Raw genomic sequence first — 15263 nt, forward strand, 5'->3', positions numbered from 1 at the left:
TGACGCGTTCGACGACGGGATACGGCATACGGGGGACACAAAGGGTGTGCACGCGAACGTATGTCCGGCGTATAGAGGGAAGTGCCAGACGACACGGAATGTAATGAGAAACACGTTTGAGGCGGGATACGTGATGAAAAACTCCAGGATGGGTTGCGGAATGGAAGCATGTTTGATACGTTGAAGGATAACAGAGAAAGGAGATACCGCAGTATGAGTGGTTTTGTCGTAGGCTTCGGTACACCGGAACAAGACACCGTTCTGTCCGCTCACGAGCTCATCAGGCATCGCGGCACCCATGTTTCCGGGTGGTATAAAAAGGGCCGTGTTGTGATGGCGCAGAACTATCTGAAAGCGGATATTCCGGACGATGTCCCGCACACCATCGTACCCGTATGGAGGATTGGAGAAGAAGGCCTGCGGATTTGCTATGACGGACAGATTACGCGTCGAGACGATTTGCCGACGGGACCCGTTCCTTCGGAGGAGCATGCCGTGCTCGAGTGTTACGCACGATTTGGCGTTGATATGCTTCAATACCTCACCGACGCGGTATTCGCATTCGTCATATCCGACGGTCGGGATTTTTTCGCCGCCAGGGACCTCCTCGGGATAAAGACCCTCTTCTACGGAAGAGAGAACGACACGCTTTATCTTGCATCCGAGTTGAAGAGCATCACGCACATTACCGACGACGTGTATGAATTTCCCGCCGGGCATTATCTCACGGGCGACGGTGAATTTGTTCGATTCTCGAAACTTCCATCGGCTCCGGACACATATCCACCCGGAAACATCGAACAGGTAGCCGGTGACATACGATCTATTTTGAGAGAGAGTATGCGTGCGCGAGTCGATTTCTCCCGGCCCACCGCCGGTCTGTTGAGCGGGGGGATTGACAGCAGCGTTATCTGTGCTTTAGCGTGCGAATTGATCGGGGAACGGGTAGACCACGGATGCAGGCTGAAGACATTTTCACTGGGCGTGGGGGAATCGGAGGACATCACCTGCGCCAGAACGGTTGCGGAATACCTGGGAACGGAACATCATGAAGTCATCGTGGACCTTGATGAGCTGCTGGGAGTGTTGCCGGATGTTATCTACTATCTGGAACATTTTGATCCCTCCCTGGTGAGAAGCGCCGTCTCTAATTTCCTCATATCACGGGCGGCGAAAGAGAACGGAATCGAGGTGCTGCTCTCCGGCGAGGGGGGCGATGAAATATTCTGCGGCTACAGTCACATGAGGTCTATGGATTCTCACCGACTCTCCGCCGGGCAGAGGGATGTCCTCGGGCTGTTGCATCATAACGCCGCCCTGCGCCTTGATCGCATGAATCAATGTCATTCCATCAAGGTCGTCGCGCCGTTGATATCCGGTGAACTCCTGAACTATTCTCTGACGTCCATTGCGCCGGAGTATAAAATCAAGCACGTGCACGGTGAAGCAATCGAAAAATGGATATTCAGAAAGGCGTTTGAAGAATCATTACCGACGGATATTGTCTGGAGGGTCAAGCAGGAGTTTTCCCAGGGATCGGGATCGGCGGCGTTGTTGACGGATCACTTCGAAAAGACGATCGGTGACGAGGAGTTTCTCTGTGCGAAACAAGTATACTCGATCCTCCGGAGCAAGGAGGAGCTTCATTATTTCAAAATATTCATCTCCCTTTTCGGAAGTGGTCGAGCGGTTGATACAGCCGGTCAATGGTTGAGCGTGTGAGATAATAATACGGATTATTCCACGCAAATGCACGTTGCACACCGCAAAACCGTTTTGCGGCCCCAAGACTCCGCGACAAGCCTAACCTGTTAATATCACTCATTTTATCCCATATCAATCCGTGTGCGGACGGTTTTTCGCGTCGGAAGTCTGAATCCCCCCCGAGGATACGCAGAAGACCCACCAAATCACCAATAATATCATTTAGTTACGCCACAATTTCGGGGTTGGCAAGGTTGTTGCGTATGTGAAAGACAGGTCATTCCAAGGGGGTGTAAAATGATTACGAAGATACGAAAAAACCTGAAGAGAACGAATTCCGAGAGCGGTTTTTCAATCCTGGAAAATGTCATTTCCGTTGCCGTGTTCGTCGTGGGAGTGATTTCCATTTCCATGTTCTTTACCCAGACCATGACGTATACGCATTTCAGCGAAAAACTGTCTGTGGCAACAAATCTGGTCCGCAGCGGCTTGGAAGAGCTCAGGAACACCCCCTCTGTGAATATCGAAAATGATTCGGTGAACTCCACGGTCGATAGTGTTGACTACGACATCTCCCTTGTCGTCACCAGTGACGATCCAGTTGACGGTGCAAAGTGACCGGTCACGCAGCGTGGAGTGGCTGTTTTTTCGAGACAAACAGGATCTCGAAATTATAATGCTCATGTCAAACTGCTGAAAAAGAGAGTCACGCATTTGGCATAGTGCAGTTTTTCTGATAATGAATGTATTGTGTGATGTATGATGGTTGACAAAAATGTTGAACTTGCTCTATTTCGGATAAAACAGAAGGCGGATTCTCCTCTGAATGAGTTCAAGAACGTGATAAACAATGAAATGTGTATGATCACAACATCGCTTATCGCCTACTTCGCTACGATGAACGCTTCAGAAAACGTGCTGACGATGGTCGGTTGGTCCGATGCCGCAATGGGGAATTGCGCCATGATTGACAAGCCGATTGTATACAAAATCGAAGAAACCGGGCTCTGGGGGGATGCCGTAAGGGAACGGAAAGCGGTGATTACCAATGACTACCAGAATCTTCAAAAGCCGACGAAAAAGGGATATCCAGAAGGCCATGTCACCGTGATAGGCCACATGAACCTGCCGGTCATGGAAAACGGCAAGGTTGTATTGGTGGCGGGAGTCGGAAATAAAAACAGTGAGTATACTCAAAAAGACGTTAGTGATCTTCAACCGATCATGGACGAGGCATGGAAGATACTGAAGGCGAAATTATAACAGACCAAAGACGTCTCGTGTTATTGTCTAATGAGTGGTTGAATCTTCTTGAAAAAGCGATCATCCTCATGATGGATACAATCTGAAGAACGGATGAGTAGAGAAGAAGAAAAAAAGAAGAGCGAACCGTCTCTTGTATCATTAGGCAAAGGCGTCTGTCAGGAGTGTGATTTCTACACGGATTGCCCGAGAATGAAGGGGATCAATCGGTGTTTCAACATCAAAAAAGGACCGGAAGATAAAAAAAACAAAAATCCGCTTCAAACGCCGGATAATCCTGAATGAATTTCCATCGATTGATCAATGAATACGACGATCTCATCCGGCAATATGAAACGGATTCGAAAAGGCCGACGGTAAGTCGGCCTTTTTTTTACGGCGGCACGGGAAACGTCATGGCTATATGCTCCTGGATGTCCCGAAAGAGATTCCCATCGGTTGATATATTTCGTGCAATGGTTTCCCTTATACACGGAGGACGTTCCCTCGTTCGTTCCAAGATGCAGGCCGCCCGATCTCTGTGATACATCTCGGGTCATCGGCCGTCCGACACACGTTTCCCCGCCGGGCGTGGGAATAACCTACTCAGGGTGTGGAGGGAGAGGCGGGGCGTTGTATTATGTGGTGAAGAGGTGACGACGGTTGGTAAAATTTTTATATATACAATATAAGACAAACGAATACACTCACTCTGTACTGTGTTTCAATCAATTCTCGAGAAAAGTATTGAGATGCCGGGAATCGCGTCCCCTCACGTCTTATATGTGATGGTGAAGACACATTCATCGTCACCGACAAAACGACACTTCGTTTCCTGAACTTCTGACTGAATTTCCTTTTTAAAACACTCTCCGACGCCTTTCATGACCCCGGTCATAAAGGCACAGGACGGCTTTGTGAATTCTTTTCGTTTTTTCTCATCCTTGATGAGTTCTTCGCACTCGGTGCAATCGGGCCGATGGATCAAGAACTGGTTTTTGTCCGGGATAGACTCCAAGACCTCTTCCGGATCGTACCCGGCATTCGTTATATACGCCGTGTACGCAATCTTGAGTTTTTCGACACTGTCCATCTTCGCGGCGATGAGGTTTCGTATGGCTTCTGAGTGTTCCACCACCATTTTGATCATGAACATTCCCGCCCTGAACATGATCGCCTCATATCCGCTGTTGCCGATGATATCCCGGACACCGATGTAGAGTTTTGTAACCGACTCGTACTCGACCCTTTTTTCCGTATCATAATCGGGAGGACTGGTTATCATGTCGTCCAGTTTGGCGAAACGGAGCACCGAGTTTTTCCCGTTTTCTCCCAGGATGTCTTCCAGTGAATCGAGTAATGACCTGTACGCGAGGTGTGTGAGTGAATCTTTCTGGCTCATGTGCCGCTCCCTTTCAAATCAAAGTTGAAATATTCTTGTGTATTACTATTATACTATCTCTCCTATATAGTTTCTATATATTTTCACAAAAATCCCGGCGAAAAAGGTTTTTTTGATACCCCTGCAAGCACCTCTCATTGATGCTCGATGCCCGAGAATCCGTCCCGCTGCAATACGATTGTCCGACCGATGCAGTCAGGATATTGTGAAACGAACGGGTCATATGAACACACTTGTCGGTATTGGCCGTACGTTTTGCCGCACCATGAGAAGGACGTGTTATACAGAATTGACATCTTGTGTACATGAGATGTGAGGGAATGCTCCAAGACGGCGACATGTGGAGATGATACCGTTTGATGTGTGTTTGAGAAGGGAGAAAGGGCACGATCGCGGTATCCCATTTGACTGAATAGACCTTTTTGTACAAATGTGATACAACCAAAGTGTTGAAGATGGGAGCATGGTGGCATGCCGAGGCGATGGCGGATATCGAGCGGGCGATTGAGATACAATCGGATTATTACTGGTCCTATTTAAGTCGGGAACTGATATACGAAGAACTCGGTGAAACAAAAAAAGCGAGGGTCGATTTCAAACGTGCCTGTGAAAACGGAGAGGATGAAGCCTGCGACGCCGTCCGGGGGCTGGGGAAATAGGGTGGCGGTGAGGGAGAGGCAAAAAACCGGAGTCCGCCGGTCTCCGTAATACTCGTTGGATTCAAAGAGGTATAATGTGTATGGGAATCAAGACCTTTTTTTCAAGCCAGGCGCGTAAGCCCTCAGGGTCTTTCGGGCGATTGATCATGCCTCTCATCTTCGATTGGGGCAATACCGGAGTAAATACACTCATGACAGACGCCCTTGATCTGAAGGAAGGCGATCGTATTTTGGAGATCGGTTTCGGAACCGGTAGGTTTCTCAAAGAAACCGCACGACTTCTCACCACCGGGTGTATTGAAGGAATAGATTTTTCGCATACCATGGTGGTGATGGCGAAAAAGAGGAATAAGAGAGGTATCGCGAAGGGAAGGGTTCGTATTCAACACGGCGATTTTGAAACGGAGATGTACGAAGATGACAGCTATGATGCGGTCTGTTCGGCGAACACGATATATTTTTGGTCACATCCAGACAATGCGGTGGAAAAGATTTTTCGGATGTTAAGGCCGGGGGGTAAGGTGATTTTGGCCTTCGAGGATATCGATCAATTGGAGGGCAGACCGTTGGACACCGGCGTTTTTCATTTATACAGTACCCGGGATATTGAGGACCTGTTGAGGCGCAATGGGTTCCGTGAGGAAATAGATATTATTACAAAGAAGAAGGGATCACAAAAATTTCATTGTGTTGTGGCGACAAAGGACGCATGAAAAGAAACCGTACATAGTGCGTGTGACTATCACGGGTGAATGATCGGTTTCCATGCGAATACATAGGCCCTTCTACTCTGATACTCCACATCTGGGTATGGCGGTCTCTCGATTATTTCAATCCGCTCAAATCCACACCGCTTCACACATTTCCTGATACAGGCGGTGGTAAAAAACATGAAATCAATATCTACTTTTTTATCGAGAAAGCTGTCTATATGAAGTGTCTCGTCACCGATATGGTACGTGAAAAGGAACACTCCGCCCGGCTGCAATACGCGGAATACTTCACCGAATACGGTGCCGACCTCTTCTTTGGTACAGTGCACGATAGAATAGAAGGATACAGCGGCGGCGATTGAGTCATCGTCACATCCCAGGTGAAGCATGTTCCCCTTTTGAAATCGGATGTCGGGGAACAGTGATCGTGCCTGTTTTACCATTTCTCCCGATATATCCATGCCTGAAATCTCGATACCAAGATCATGGAGATATTTCGTGGTGTGACCGGGGCCGCTGCCGAAATCCCATACCGGTCGTTTGTTCCCGATCTCCCGTACAAATCGGGCGAGTATTTCCCGGTCTTTGGGTTTTTGTTCGTGCTCTTTCGAGAATGCTTGTGCGTATTCCTTCGCCACCGTATCGTATGTCTTTTCAACTATCTCTTTTTTTCGCGCCATATGGCTTCATCCTGACGGGGTACCGTTGTGATCGATATGGACAGAGATACATCGGGTGACACAGGAACCTTCCGGATACGTTTCAGGTCAATGCGGCGAAAAAAGGCATCCGCTTTTTGCCTGAAAAGGGTCGGAGGCCTCCATATACCACATAATATCATCAATAATAGTAACGAAATCCAATGAGGTGTCAATGCGAAAGTATGATCTCACGGGGCTTGTATGGTTTTGTCTGAAATCGCACCCCTGAAGCGTCCGTTCTCAGGAAATACACGCCACCCCACGGTGTCGCCCGGAGGTCGGTACGCCGATCGAGTCAACGGACAACGCGCGAGGCGTGCAAGGGCCTGGAGGGGGTGATTTCGTCCGGCCCGCTGCGCTTCACGACACGGTTGTGAAAGCGGAGGACCGCGGGGCCGTCACCGAGATCGGCGGGGAGAACCGGGGAGAAATGAGAGAGAAAGCCTCTTAACGGAAATTGAAATAATAGTTATACATATTTTGAGAGCTTTGATAAAATAGTAAAAAGCAGATTAATTCTACTGTTTGGGATGGAGCGTGTATATGAGCAGAGGGAAGCGGCGTGATGATTTCAAGATAACCGTTGATATTCTGGGGCAGTATCTTGAAATCATGGGAGTAATGATCCTCGGTCTTAACAGAGCAGGAGATATCGTTTTCATCAATCAAAAGGGCGAAGAGATACTCGGATACAATAAAAAGGAACTGCTCGGGAGCAATTGGATAAAAAACTATGTCCCAAAACGGCTTCGGAAGGAAGTGACCACGATATTTCGGGAAGTGATGGCGGAAAAGAGAGATGTGAAAGGGTATTACGAAAATCCGGTCGTTGTAAAAACTAGCGAGGAGCGCATTATCAGATGGAACAATACGGTTTTGAGGGACGAGGGGGGGGAGATTATCGGATCCCTGAGCTCGGGTGAGGATGTCACGGAGAGGAAGAAAGTCGAGAATGCGCTCAAAGGGAGCGAGGAGAAATACCGGACGCTGTTCGAAACGATGGTTCAGGGAGTGGTGTACCATGATAAAAAGGGGAGGGTCGTCTCGGTGAATCCCGCCGCCGAGGAGATTCTGGGTGAGACCCTTGAGCAGATGAAGAACAAGACATCCTTGGATGCCGCCGGGTTTAGAATGTTTTATGAGGACGGTTCTGAATTACCCGAAGACAAACACCCGGCCATAGTCGCCCTGAAGGAGGGACGAGAAATAAAAGATGTTGTTCTTGGTGTGTATAATCCCAGGAGGATGGAGACGGTTTGGATCAACATCCACGCGATACCGCTGTTTCGATTGAGTGAGAAAAAACCGTACATGGTATACACCACTATCGAGGACATCACCGAAAAACGAAAGGTGCGGGAGGATCTTGCCCGGGAAAAGACCTTCATCAATGCGCTGATCGACAGCCTTCCCGGTACGTTCTATGTCTTTGACGACCGAGGTCGTTTTATACAATGGAACAAGACTCTGGAGGACGTTTCCGGATACACCGGCGAGGAGATCATGAAGATGGAGCCGGTCGGCTTTTATTCAGAGGAAGAAAGCAGGATGCTGACGGAAAAGATCCAGCAAGTATTTCAGGGAGAAAAAGCTTTTGCTGAGGTTGATTTCATCACGAAATCGGGCGGAACAATTCCCTTTTTACTCACCGGCGCCCGGGCCGTTATTGATGATAAGACATATATCGTCGGTATCGGCATCGATCAAAGCGAGAGAAAGGAGACACAGAAGGTACTGGATGAATACCAGCGCATGCTTTCCACGTTGATGTCGAATATCCCCGGTATCGTGTATCGGTGCAAAAACGATCACGACTGGACAATGCTCTTTCTCAGCGACGGGTGCAAACGGATTACCGGATACGACCCGAGAGACCTGATAGAGAACAGGACATTCTCGTTCAAGGATATCCTTCATCCGGATGATCGGGATGACGTTTGGAATCAAGTGCAACAGGCGGTTGACGAGGAGAGACCCTATAAGATCGAGTATAGAATTATAACAAAAGCGGGAAAGGAAAGATGGGTATGGGAACAGGGAGTCGGGACCCCGATGGAAGGGACCGGAGAAGTTCTGCTGGAGGGAATCATTAATGATATTACCGATAGTAAGAAGATATTGGAAGAGCTGAGAGCATCTGAAGAGAAATATCGAATTCTTATAGAGAATGCGGGAGAGGCGATCATTGTTTCTCAAGACAACCTGGTTCAATATGTCAATCCCAAAACCTGTGAGATATCAGGTTATTCTAAAGAGGAACTCATCTCCAGGTCGGTGGTATACTTCGTTCATCCCGAAGATCAAGAGAGGGTCTATAACGATCGCGTAGAGAAATTAAAAAAGGGGGAAAATTTTAATGGATATGAGTTTCGAGCATTGGATAAATCGGGGGAGACAATCTGGGCGAGGGCCAGCTCGGTAACCATAGAATGGAACGGAAGGCCGGCGGAACTGAACTTTTTAAGCGATATCACACTCTCGAAAATGGCGGAGGATGAGCTAAGAGAGAGTGAAGAACGATATCGATCGTTGGTGGAAAATATAAACGATCTCATTTTCAGTCTTGACGCTTCCGGTCATCTTACATACCTCAGTCCTGTTTTTGAACGGATTTTAAAATATCGAATAGATGAGGTTATCGGTAAGGATTTTGTTAAATATATTCACCCAGATGACGTATCGGGTCTCCTCGAGAGTTTCGAGAGAACACTGAAAGGAACCGTTGAACCCCATGAATTCCGATTGGTGGATAAGGACGGCTCGCTCCTGTATGTTCGGACTTCAAGCAGGACACTGTACAAAGACGGAGAGCTTGTCGGGATGACCGGTGTTATGAGCGATATCTCCGACAGAAAAAAGATGCAGGAGAAGCTGATTCAGACGGAAAAACTCTCGAGCCTCGGGGGCATCCTTTCCGGGGTGGCTCACGAGTTGAACAATCCCCTCGCCGCAATTATCGGATATGCGCAGCTGCTTTCAGAAAAAGAGATACCGGAAGACATTAGAAGCTATGTGGATGTCATCATTCGCCAGTCGAAGAGAACCGCGGGCATTATTAAGTCTCTCCTTACGTTTGCCAGGGAACACAAGCCGCTTCGTAAGATGATAGACATTAATGCTGTTATTGAGGAGTCTTATAAACTCAGGGAGTATGAACTGCGTACGAACGATATTGATTTGAAACTCGACCTCAAAGGTGATCTACCAAAGACGTTTGCCGATCCATATCAGCTCCAGCAGGTGTTTATAAACATGATAAACAACGCCCATGATGCCCTGAGAAAGCGAGGCGGTGGGAGTCTTATCGTTCGATCTTTTCAACAAGATATGAAGATCGTGATTCAATTCATCGATGACGGTCCGGGTATCCCCAAAAAATATATCGGTAAGATATTCGATCCCTTCTTCACCACCAAGGAGGTCGGTCAGGGCACGGGACTTGGATTGAGTATCGTATATGGTATTTTGGAGGAACATGGCGGAGACATCTCGGTAGACAGCACTCTGGGTAAGGGCACGACCTTTACCATAGAGCTGCCGATTATTCAGATACAAGAACCTCTCGTCGCAGAAAAGAACAAAAGACCGAAAAAACCGGACAGGCCGTACTCAATTCTGGTGGTCGAGGATGAAGATCCTCTGAGAAAATTTATCTCGGAGGCGTTGAAAGAGGAGGGGTACGACACGAAGACAAGCAAAGACGGTGAAGAAGCGATTGATATGATTGAAAACAACGAGTTTGACGCCGTCGTCACCGATATCAAGATGCCCGGATTGAGCGGTCAAAATTTATATACCTATATTCAGAAATATCACAAGGATATCGGGAACAAGGTATTGTTCATTACCGGCGACATTCTGGGAGAGGAAACGCGCTATTTTTTTAAAATCACCGGGACCAGGTTTTTGACAAAACCCTTTGAACTCAATGAACTTTTCGCTCAGTTGGGGGAATTACTCGATCAGCCGGATCAACCGTTCTGAGTGGGATGTGCAGTGACATGTCGTGCGGCATCCAGCAACTTTTTCCTCTCTGTCACATCAAGCGGCCCCCCTGCACACCTCAGACCAGTCCCCGGTCGGGCGAGGACGTCTTCGGGGAGGATCTGAATGCGCTTGTTGCAACGACCGACGGTATGGTCGGTTATTACGCCGTCGTGTTCGGCAGGTACCGGGAGGCCAAGATATTGAACGAGCTGAACGGGATCGACGGGATCATCACGGTGGCGCCTACCTATGAGAATACGGCGATTTCGCTGGGCATATTGCACAAGGGATCCGAGGGCGATCGGACACGCCCCGTTCTGAACGTGACCTTTGACGGGAACAGGAACGAGAACAACCGAACGAAAATCGAAACCTTTGTCTATTATCTGTAGGATCAGCCGGTTCGCGGGGCAAAAACGTTCCGTGACGGGAGCGGATGCAATCGGATGAAGCGAAAGCTGCACATGTGTACCTCGGAAAGAGGGGCGGAATCGCAGCCGGGGTAAAACGGGACGGCGGGTATCTCCAAGATATCCCCGTCGTCTGTATCATACAAAAATCCTGAAGGGACGGGAAACAGAATGAAAAAAATGAACACTCCGACCTCTCCGTCCAGCGGCATGGTCATCCATGAGGTAGGAAGGGTGCACAACAGAGTGAAAAAGCCCTTTCTGGTAGCGGGAGACGACGGCATCGAGTTGCAGGGTAACGTGGATGCCATCAGGCGCCGGGTCCACCGAACGGGGGATGATATGTCGGAGATTATTATCGATGAGGAAATGATCGATATCCTTCATGGCATCGAAGAATATTCTCATCTGGTCATCCTCTATTGGGCGCACATGGTGCCGGAGTCGAGCCGCACGCTGAAACAGGTGCATCCGATGGGGAGGGCGGATTTTCCGCTGATGGGGATATTTTCCACCTGCAGCCCGGCCCGCCCCAATCCGATTTTGACCACCGTCGTCCGGCAGCACGAGAGGAGGGGAAACGTCCTCACGGTGTCCGGGCTTGACGCGGTGGACGGAAGCCCCGTTTTGGATATCAAACCGTTTGTTGGGGAGTTTTACCGCCAGCAAGACGTCCGCATCCCCGAGTGGATGCGAAAGATCGTAGATGAGATGAGAGAAGATATGAACAGCACTGAAAAAGGCCGACATGAAACAGCCCATGGTCAAGGTGGGTGCAGACGGGGCAAAAGCAGCTTCAACATGCACGATCCGGCTCTCGTGTTCGGGGAACTGAAGCTCAAGGCGGGCGATGTCTTCCTCGACCTCGGCTGTGGGTCGGGGGAGTACTCTCTGCACGCGGCGGGGCTGATCGGGGAGGAGGGGGTTGTCTATGCGCTGGATAGATCGGAATCCCACATTACCGGCCTGAAGAGCCGTGCCGACGAGGAGAGTATCGAAAATATAACGGCGGCGGCCGCGGATATCACCGGGCAGCTGCCAATCGACGACGCGTATGTGGATGTCTGTCTGTTGGCGACCGTTCTTCACATCCCGGATATCACACGAAGGGCGAAAGATCTGTGCACGGAGATACGCCGTGTTCTGAAGCCGGACGGTCGGCTGGCGGTCATCGAGTGCCATAAAAAGGCCCTCCCCTTCGGGCCGCCGGAGCATATTCGCCTGTTTCCCGCGGAGGTCAAGGGATTGATAACACAATGCGGTTTCACGGTCGTAAGCGAGGTCGATCTCGGGTACAATTACATGATTCAGTTCGGGGTGGAATAAGGATCCCGAGGGTGGAGGACGCGGCGTTCGGGGAATGTCGCAATGAACAGTATCGAAAAGATAAAAAATGGGCCACTCGAATTCGCCGGATTCCGGGGACGGCAATGATGGGGGGGAGGGGGGGGCGGAGTAACTTCCGCCTCGTCTTTCATGGGCGGGGTCTGTCGCTGTTCTTATAAAAGCAAGGCGTTTTTTCATCTCACCATGCGGCGATTCCCGCCGTCATTCAATCGTGTGGAAATTCAAGAAGGACGCGCATTTCAGGGACACCCAACGCCCTGGAAAAGAAATGATCAGGTGAGTGGATAATGGGATTTTATTTTATATATACCAAACAGAAAAAATCTTGACATAGTCCATTAGATATTCTATTATTATGCAACAAATAAGCATAATTTAAAACATCGAATCACTTCATCACTCTCAACGCGGCGAATGAAAGTCGTGATCCCATAACAGCTTTTTTCTCCCTTTTCTATTGAATTGCAGCGAATATTCTATTCAGTGCGATTCTCATTTTCTATTTATTGCAATCTCTCATCAGCGGGGTGCATACGGTAACCGTTCAGACGGAACCATACCTTTACGATGCGTCAAGACAATTAAATATTATTTATCAATCTATTAAATGAGGGAAAGACATGAACGGGAAAACCATTACCATGTTTGTATGTTTTTTTCTAATTCTTGGCGTATGGGTGTTCACCCCACTCAGTGTAATAGCCGGGGACGAAGCCGTCACGGAGTTCTTCAAGGGAATGAAGGATGAGAAGAAAGGAAATGAGATGGTCGTCGCAGAGGGTACGGACGATACGGGAGACCACAACTCTGATACCGTCGAAGAGTATGCCCTTATGTTCGATAAAGAAGACCCCTACCCTTATGATACCATCACCGGATATGATCCCACAACCGATAGTTTATTAAAGGGTCGTCTCTCGATGTATTTAATATATGTGAACAATGGACATACATATGTAAACGGGGATGAAGGTGACGGGACCTGGGAGAAGCCGTATACGACAATCACAGAGGCGCTGGACGCGTTGGAGGACCCCAGAAAACAGGCTATCTTTGTCGTGAAGACGAATGTGCCTTATGGCGGATTTACCGTCTGGAAAGATTTTACCACGATCTGTGGACAAGGGTATAATATCCCCCGCGTTGGACCGCTACATGGATTTTACGCGGCTTATCCTCTTATAGACGGCCCTGTTACGATTAGAGCATCCAACGTAGAGATAGCGGGCTTCTCATTTAACAATCGAAGCCAGATAGGAACCTGCATTACCATTGTGAGTGGTGATGCCGCGGTTGTGCATGACAATACCTTTCTCCTTGATGGTTTCTACTGCAGGGGGATTTTGATAGTAGGGGGAACCTATGGGATGATTTCGGGCAATACCTTTACCGGCTCGGGGCTTGGGATAAAAGACGGAACAGCGGGCAATAATATAATTTTCAGAAATGAATTTAGCATGATAGGGGCTCGCAGTGGGGCGATCTCATTTTCGAGTGATTCATCTGGCCTTACGATTAAAGAAAATACTATCCATTCGAGGGTAGTCGGCATCGGTGCGAATATCTCCGGTTCCCCCGGCACTTCGGATAGTCGACCTTTAATTATTGACAATGAAATTATTGTAGATGGGACAGGCCTTGGCTCCGAGGCCGCTGGGATTTACCTAGATACGTCAATTGGTCTCAATGTGGATATATCTGGAAATAACATATTAGTGATAGGAGACGATAATATAGAAGGAATTGGCATTACCCTTCTTATTGGGACAGGGGGATGCATCGGGACGGACGACGTTCCCGCCACGATTAAAGGGAACACCATCACTGTCGATTCCTCCCAAAACTCCTTAGAACCTCGCAGCGTTGGTATTCGTATCGACAGTAAAAGGGAAACATTTATCGAAATTCAGGGAAATTATCTACATGTAGAAGGATGGGAGGCAGCCGGTATAGATATGAGTGGCGAAGATGTCTTGGATACAACCATCTCTGATGACAATTTTATTTTTGTTGATGCAATACTCGATGCGAGTGGTGTCAATTTGCACGGGAGAACCGTCAAGGGAATGATAGACGGCAATAGCTTTTTCGTTCATGGAAGAACCAATCTCTATATGGTGAGAGTTGGTGAGGAGTGTGATGAGATTCCAACAGCAGAGGATACAATCGGTACCCCTGAAGAGCCCTTCTATATTACCAACAATACCGGGTTCTGCAGCGACCGGCCTAATATCCTGGAACGAAGGGATCATCACGGAATTGTATTGTGTTCTATACATCCAGGGGCTGGGAATAATGTTATCTGGAGTGGTACGAACTTCACACCATTGGGGAGCGACTGGTCGCCGTGCGACCACCACCGATGTTACGATTCTCCCAACTGTAACAGTTACGGCGGTGGTATGGTTCAAACGAACTTTGTGGGTGAAGATTATATTTACCCTGTTTTCCCATCACCGTAATACTGGGAACGGGAGGGAGGTATACCGGAAAGAATACGACAGGGCAAGACGGTCGAATCAAAAGGGCATCCTGGAACTTCTCGGGATGCCCATTTTCATGTGCCGATGGCACCGTTACAGAATTTAGATGACCTCTTGTCAGTTTGGGCGATACCAGAGCGTATGGGAGCGTCGAGTAACGAGGAGGGGCGATGAGTATTTCCGATAATAGGATTGAAAAAAACAGGTTTAACAACGAGGTCGTGTGTGTGTCGTGTCTCTGGTTCATGTCGACGCCGATTTGAAAGTCGATCAGGTGGTTTTCGGAATACAGGGGAGTCGGCAAAACACAACGCTATCTGAACGTAACCGACAGGCATCTTGATGCCACCGTTGATTTTATCGGTTTTTGGAGGACAGAAATCGGGGTAATGTATTGCCGATGAGGTGACCACCTAACTATTGACGAGATACTTTCTTGGTCGGTGTCAATTTTGGTGTCAGAGACGAAGAAAGGAGTATTGGAAACCCGTAACTCCTTGAAATAATTGGTCGGGGTGAGAGGATTTGAACCTCCGACTTCCTGCTCCCAAAGCAGGCGCGCTAACCAGGCTGCGCTACACCCCGATTTCAAGCATGACATACTCTACTATCGAC

General features: G+C 48.6%; 11 protein-coding genes, 1 tRNA gene and 1 pseudogene. 10 read left to right on the forward strand and 3 right to left on the reverse strand.

Annotation, left to right across the window (positions count from 1 at the left end; all coding sequences use genetic code 11):
* Positions 1-213 precede the first annotated feature (213 nt).
* From JW885_06055 to JW885_06065, 3 genes are all read left to right on the forward strand, one after another.
* Entirely contained in the window at positions 214-1722 is a 1509-nt protein-coding gene (locus JW885_06055) for a hypothetical protein (protein MBN1881720.1), read from the forward strand.
* Positions 1723-2001: 279 nt separating this feature from the next.
* The gene (locus JW885_06060) at positions 2002-2322 is read left to right on the forward strand and encodes a hypothetical protein (protein ID MBN1881721.1); all 321 of its coding nucleotides are present in this window, start codon (positions 2002-2004) and stop codon (positions 2320-2322) included.
* Between the two features lie 243 nt (positions 2323-2565).
* Positions 2566-2967 carry a GAF domain-containing protein gene (locus JW885_06065; protein ID MBN1881722.1) on the forward strand — a complete coding sequence of 134 codons (402 nt, stop codon included), beginning with the start codon at positions 2566-2568 and terminating at the stop codon, positions 2965-2967.
* Positions 2968-3718: 751 nt separating this feature from the next.
* Here the strand turns inward: JW885_06065 and JW885_06070 are convergent.
* Positions 3719-4348 (reverse strand): 4-vinyl reductase, encoded by a 630-nt coding sequence (locus JW885_06070; protein ID MBN1881723.1) that lies wholly within the window; start codon positions 4346-4348, stop codon positions 3719-3721.
* A gap of 455 nt (positions 4349-4803) precedes the next feature.
* Here JW885_06070 and JW885_06075 point away from each other — a divergent pair, with 455 nt between their 5' ends.
* Complete coding sequence (locus JW885_06075; protein ID MBN1881724.1) at positions 4804-5007, forward strand: hypothetical protein; 204 nt, start codon at positions 4804-4806, stop codon at positions 5005-5007.
* A gap of 230 nt (positions 5008-5237) precedes the next feature.
* Complete coding sequence (locus JW885_06080) at positions 5238-5720, forward strand: class I SAM-dependent methyltransferase (GenBank protein MBN1881725.1); 483 nt, start codon at positions 5238-5240, stop codon at positions 5718-5720.
* 29 nt (positions 5721-5749) lie between these two features.
* Here the strand turns inward: JW885_06080 and JW885_06085 are convergent, their stop codons facing one another.
* Positions 5750-6400 carry a class I SAM-dependent methyltransferase gene (locus tag JW885_06085; protein MBN1881726.1) on the reverse strand — a complete coding sequence of 217 codons (651 nt, stop codon included), beginning with the start codon at positions 6398-6400 and terminating at the stop codon, positions 5750-5752.
* Between the two features lie 564 nt (positions 6401-6964).
* Here JW885_06085 and JW885_06090 point away from each other — a divergent pair.
* The 5 genes and pseudogenes from JW885_06090 to JW885_06110 all read left to right on the forward strand — a co-directional run bounded on the left by JW885_06090 (position 6965) and on the right by JW885_06110 (position 14627).
* The gene (locus tag JW885_06090) at positions 6965-10405 is read left to right on the forward strand and encodes a PAS domain S-box protein (GenBank protein ID MBN1881727.1); all 3441 of its coding nucleotides are present in this window, start codon (positions 6965-6967) and stop codon (positions 10403-10405) included.
* 17 nt (positions 10406-10422) lie between these two features.
* The gene (locus JW885_06095; GenBank protein MBN1881728.1) at positions 10423-10800 is read left to right on the forward strand and encodes a hypothetical protein; all 378 of its coding nucleotides are present in this window, start codon (positions 10423-10425) and stop codon (positions 10798-10800) included.
* A 228-nt stretch (positions 10801-11028) separates the two neighbouring features.
* Positions 11029-11538, forward strand: a pseudogene (gene tsaA / locus JW885_06100) (tRNA (N6-threonylcarbamoyladenosine(37)-N6)-methyltransferase TrmO).
* A 3-nt stretch (positions 11539-11541) separates the two neighbouring features.
* Positions 11542-12144, forward strand: a complete 603-nt coding sequence (locus JW885_06105; GenBank protein MBN1881729.1) for a methyltransferase domain-containing protein — start codon at positions 11542-11544, stop codon at positions 12142-12144.
* 641 nt (positions 12145-12785) lie between these two features.
* Positions 12786-14627 carry a hypothetical protein gene (locus JW885_06110; GenBank protein ID MBN1881730.1) on the forward strand — a complete coding sequence of 614 codons (1842 nt, stop codon included), beginning with the start codon at positions 12786-12788 and terminating at the stop codon, positions 14625-14627.
* Between the two features lie 528 nt (positions 14628-15155).
* Here JW885_06110 and JW885_06115 read toward each other — a convergent pair.
* Positions 15156-15233: transfer RNA gene (locus JW885_06115), tRNA-Pro, on the reverse strand.
* Positions 15234-15263 lie beyond the last annotated feature (30 nt).

This window comes from Candidatus Zymogenaceae bacterium, assembly GCA_016931225.1.
In the GTDB taxonomy this organism is placed as follows: domain Bacteria; phylum Desulfobacterota; class Zymogenia; order Zymogenales; family Zymogenaceae; genus JAFGFE01.

Bases quoted from the DNA above. Each gene is read 5' to 3' on its own strand.
- JW885_06055 (MBN1881720.1), top strand. From the start codon at position 214: ATGAGTGGTTTTGTCGTAGGCTTCGGTACACCGGAACAAGACACCGTT.
- JW885_06075 (MBN1881724.1), top strand. From the start codon at position 4,804: ATGGGAGCATGGTGGCATGCCGAGGCGATGGCGGATATCGAGCGGGCG.
- JW885_06060 (MBN1881721.1), top strand. From the start codon at position 2,002: ATGATTACGAAGATACGAAAAAACCTGAAGAGAACGAATTCCGAGAGC.
- JW885_06070 (MBN1881723.1), bottom strand. From the start codon at position 4,348: ATGAGCCAGAAAGATTCACTCACACACCTCGCGTACAGGTCATTACTC.
- JW885_06095 (MBN1881728.1), top strand. From the start codon at position 10,423: ATGTCGTGCGGCATCCAGCAACTTTTTCCTCTCTGTCACATCAAGCGG.
- JW885_06105 (MBN1881729.1), top strand. From the start codon at position 11,542: ATGAACAGCACTGAAAAAGGCCGACATGAAACAGCCCATGGTCAAGGT.
- JW885_06110 (MBN1881730.1), top strand. From the start codon at position 12,786: ATGAACGGGAAAACCATTACCATGTTTGTATGTTTTTTTCTAATTCTT.
- JW885_06065 (MBN1881722.1), top strand. From the start codon at position 2,566: ATGATCACAACATCGCTTATCGCCTACTTCGCTACGATGAACGCTTCA.
- JW885_06090 (MBN1881727.1), top strand. From the start codon at position 6,965: ATGAGCAGAGGGAAGCGGCGTGATGATTTCAAGATAACCGTTGATATT.
- JW885_06085 (MBN1881726.1), bottom strand. From the start codon at position 6,400: ATGGCGCGAAAAAAAGAGATAGTTGAAAAGACATACGATACGGTGGCG.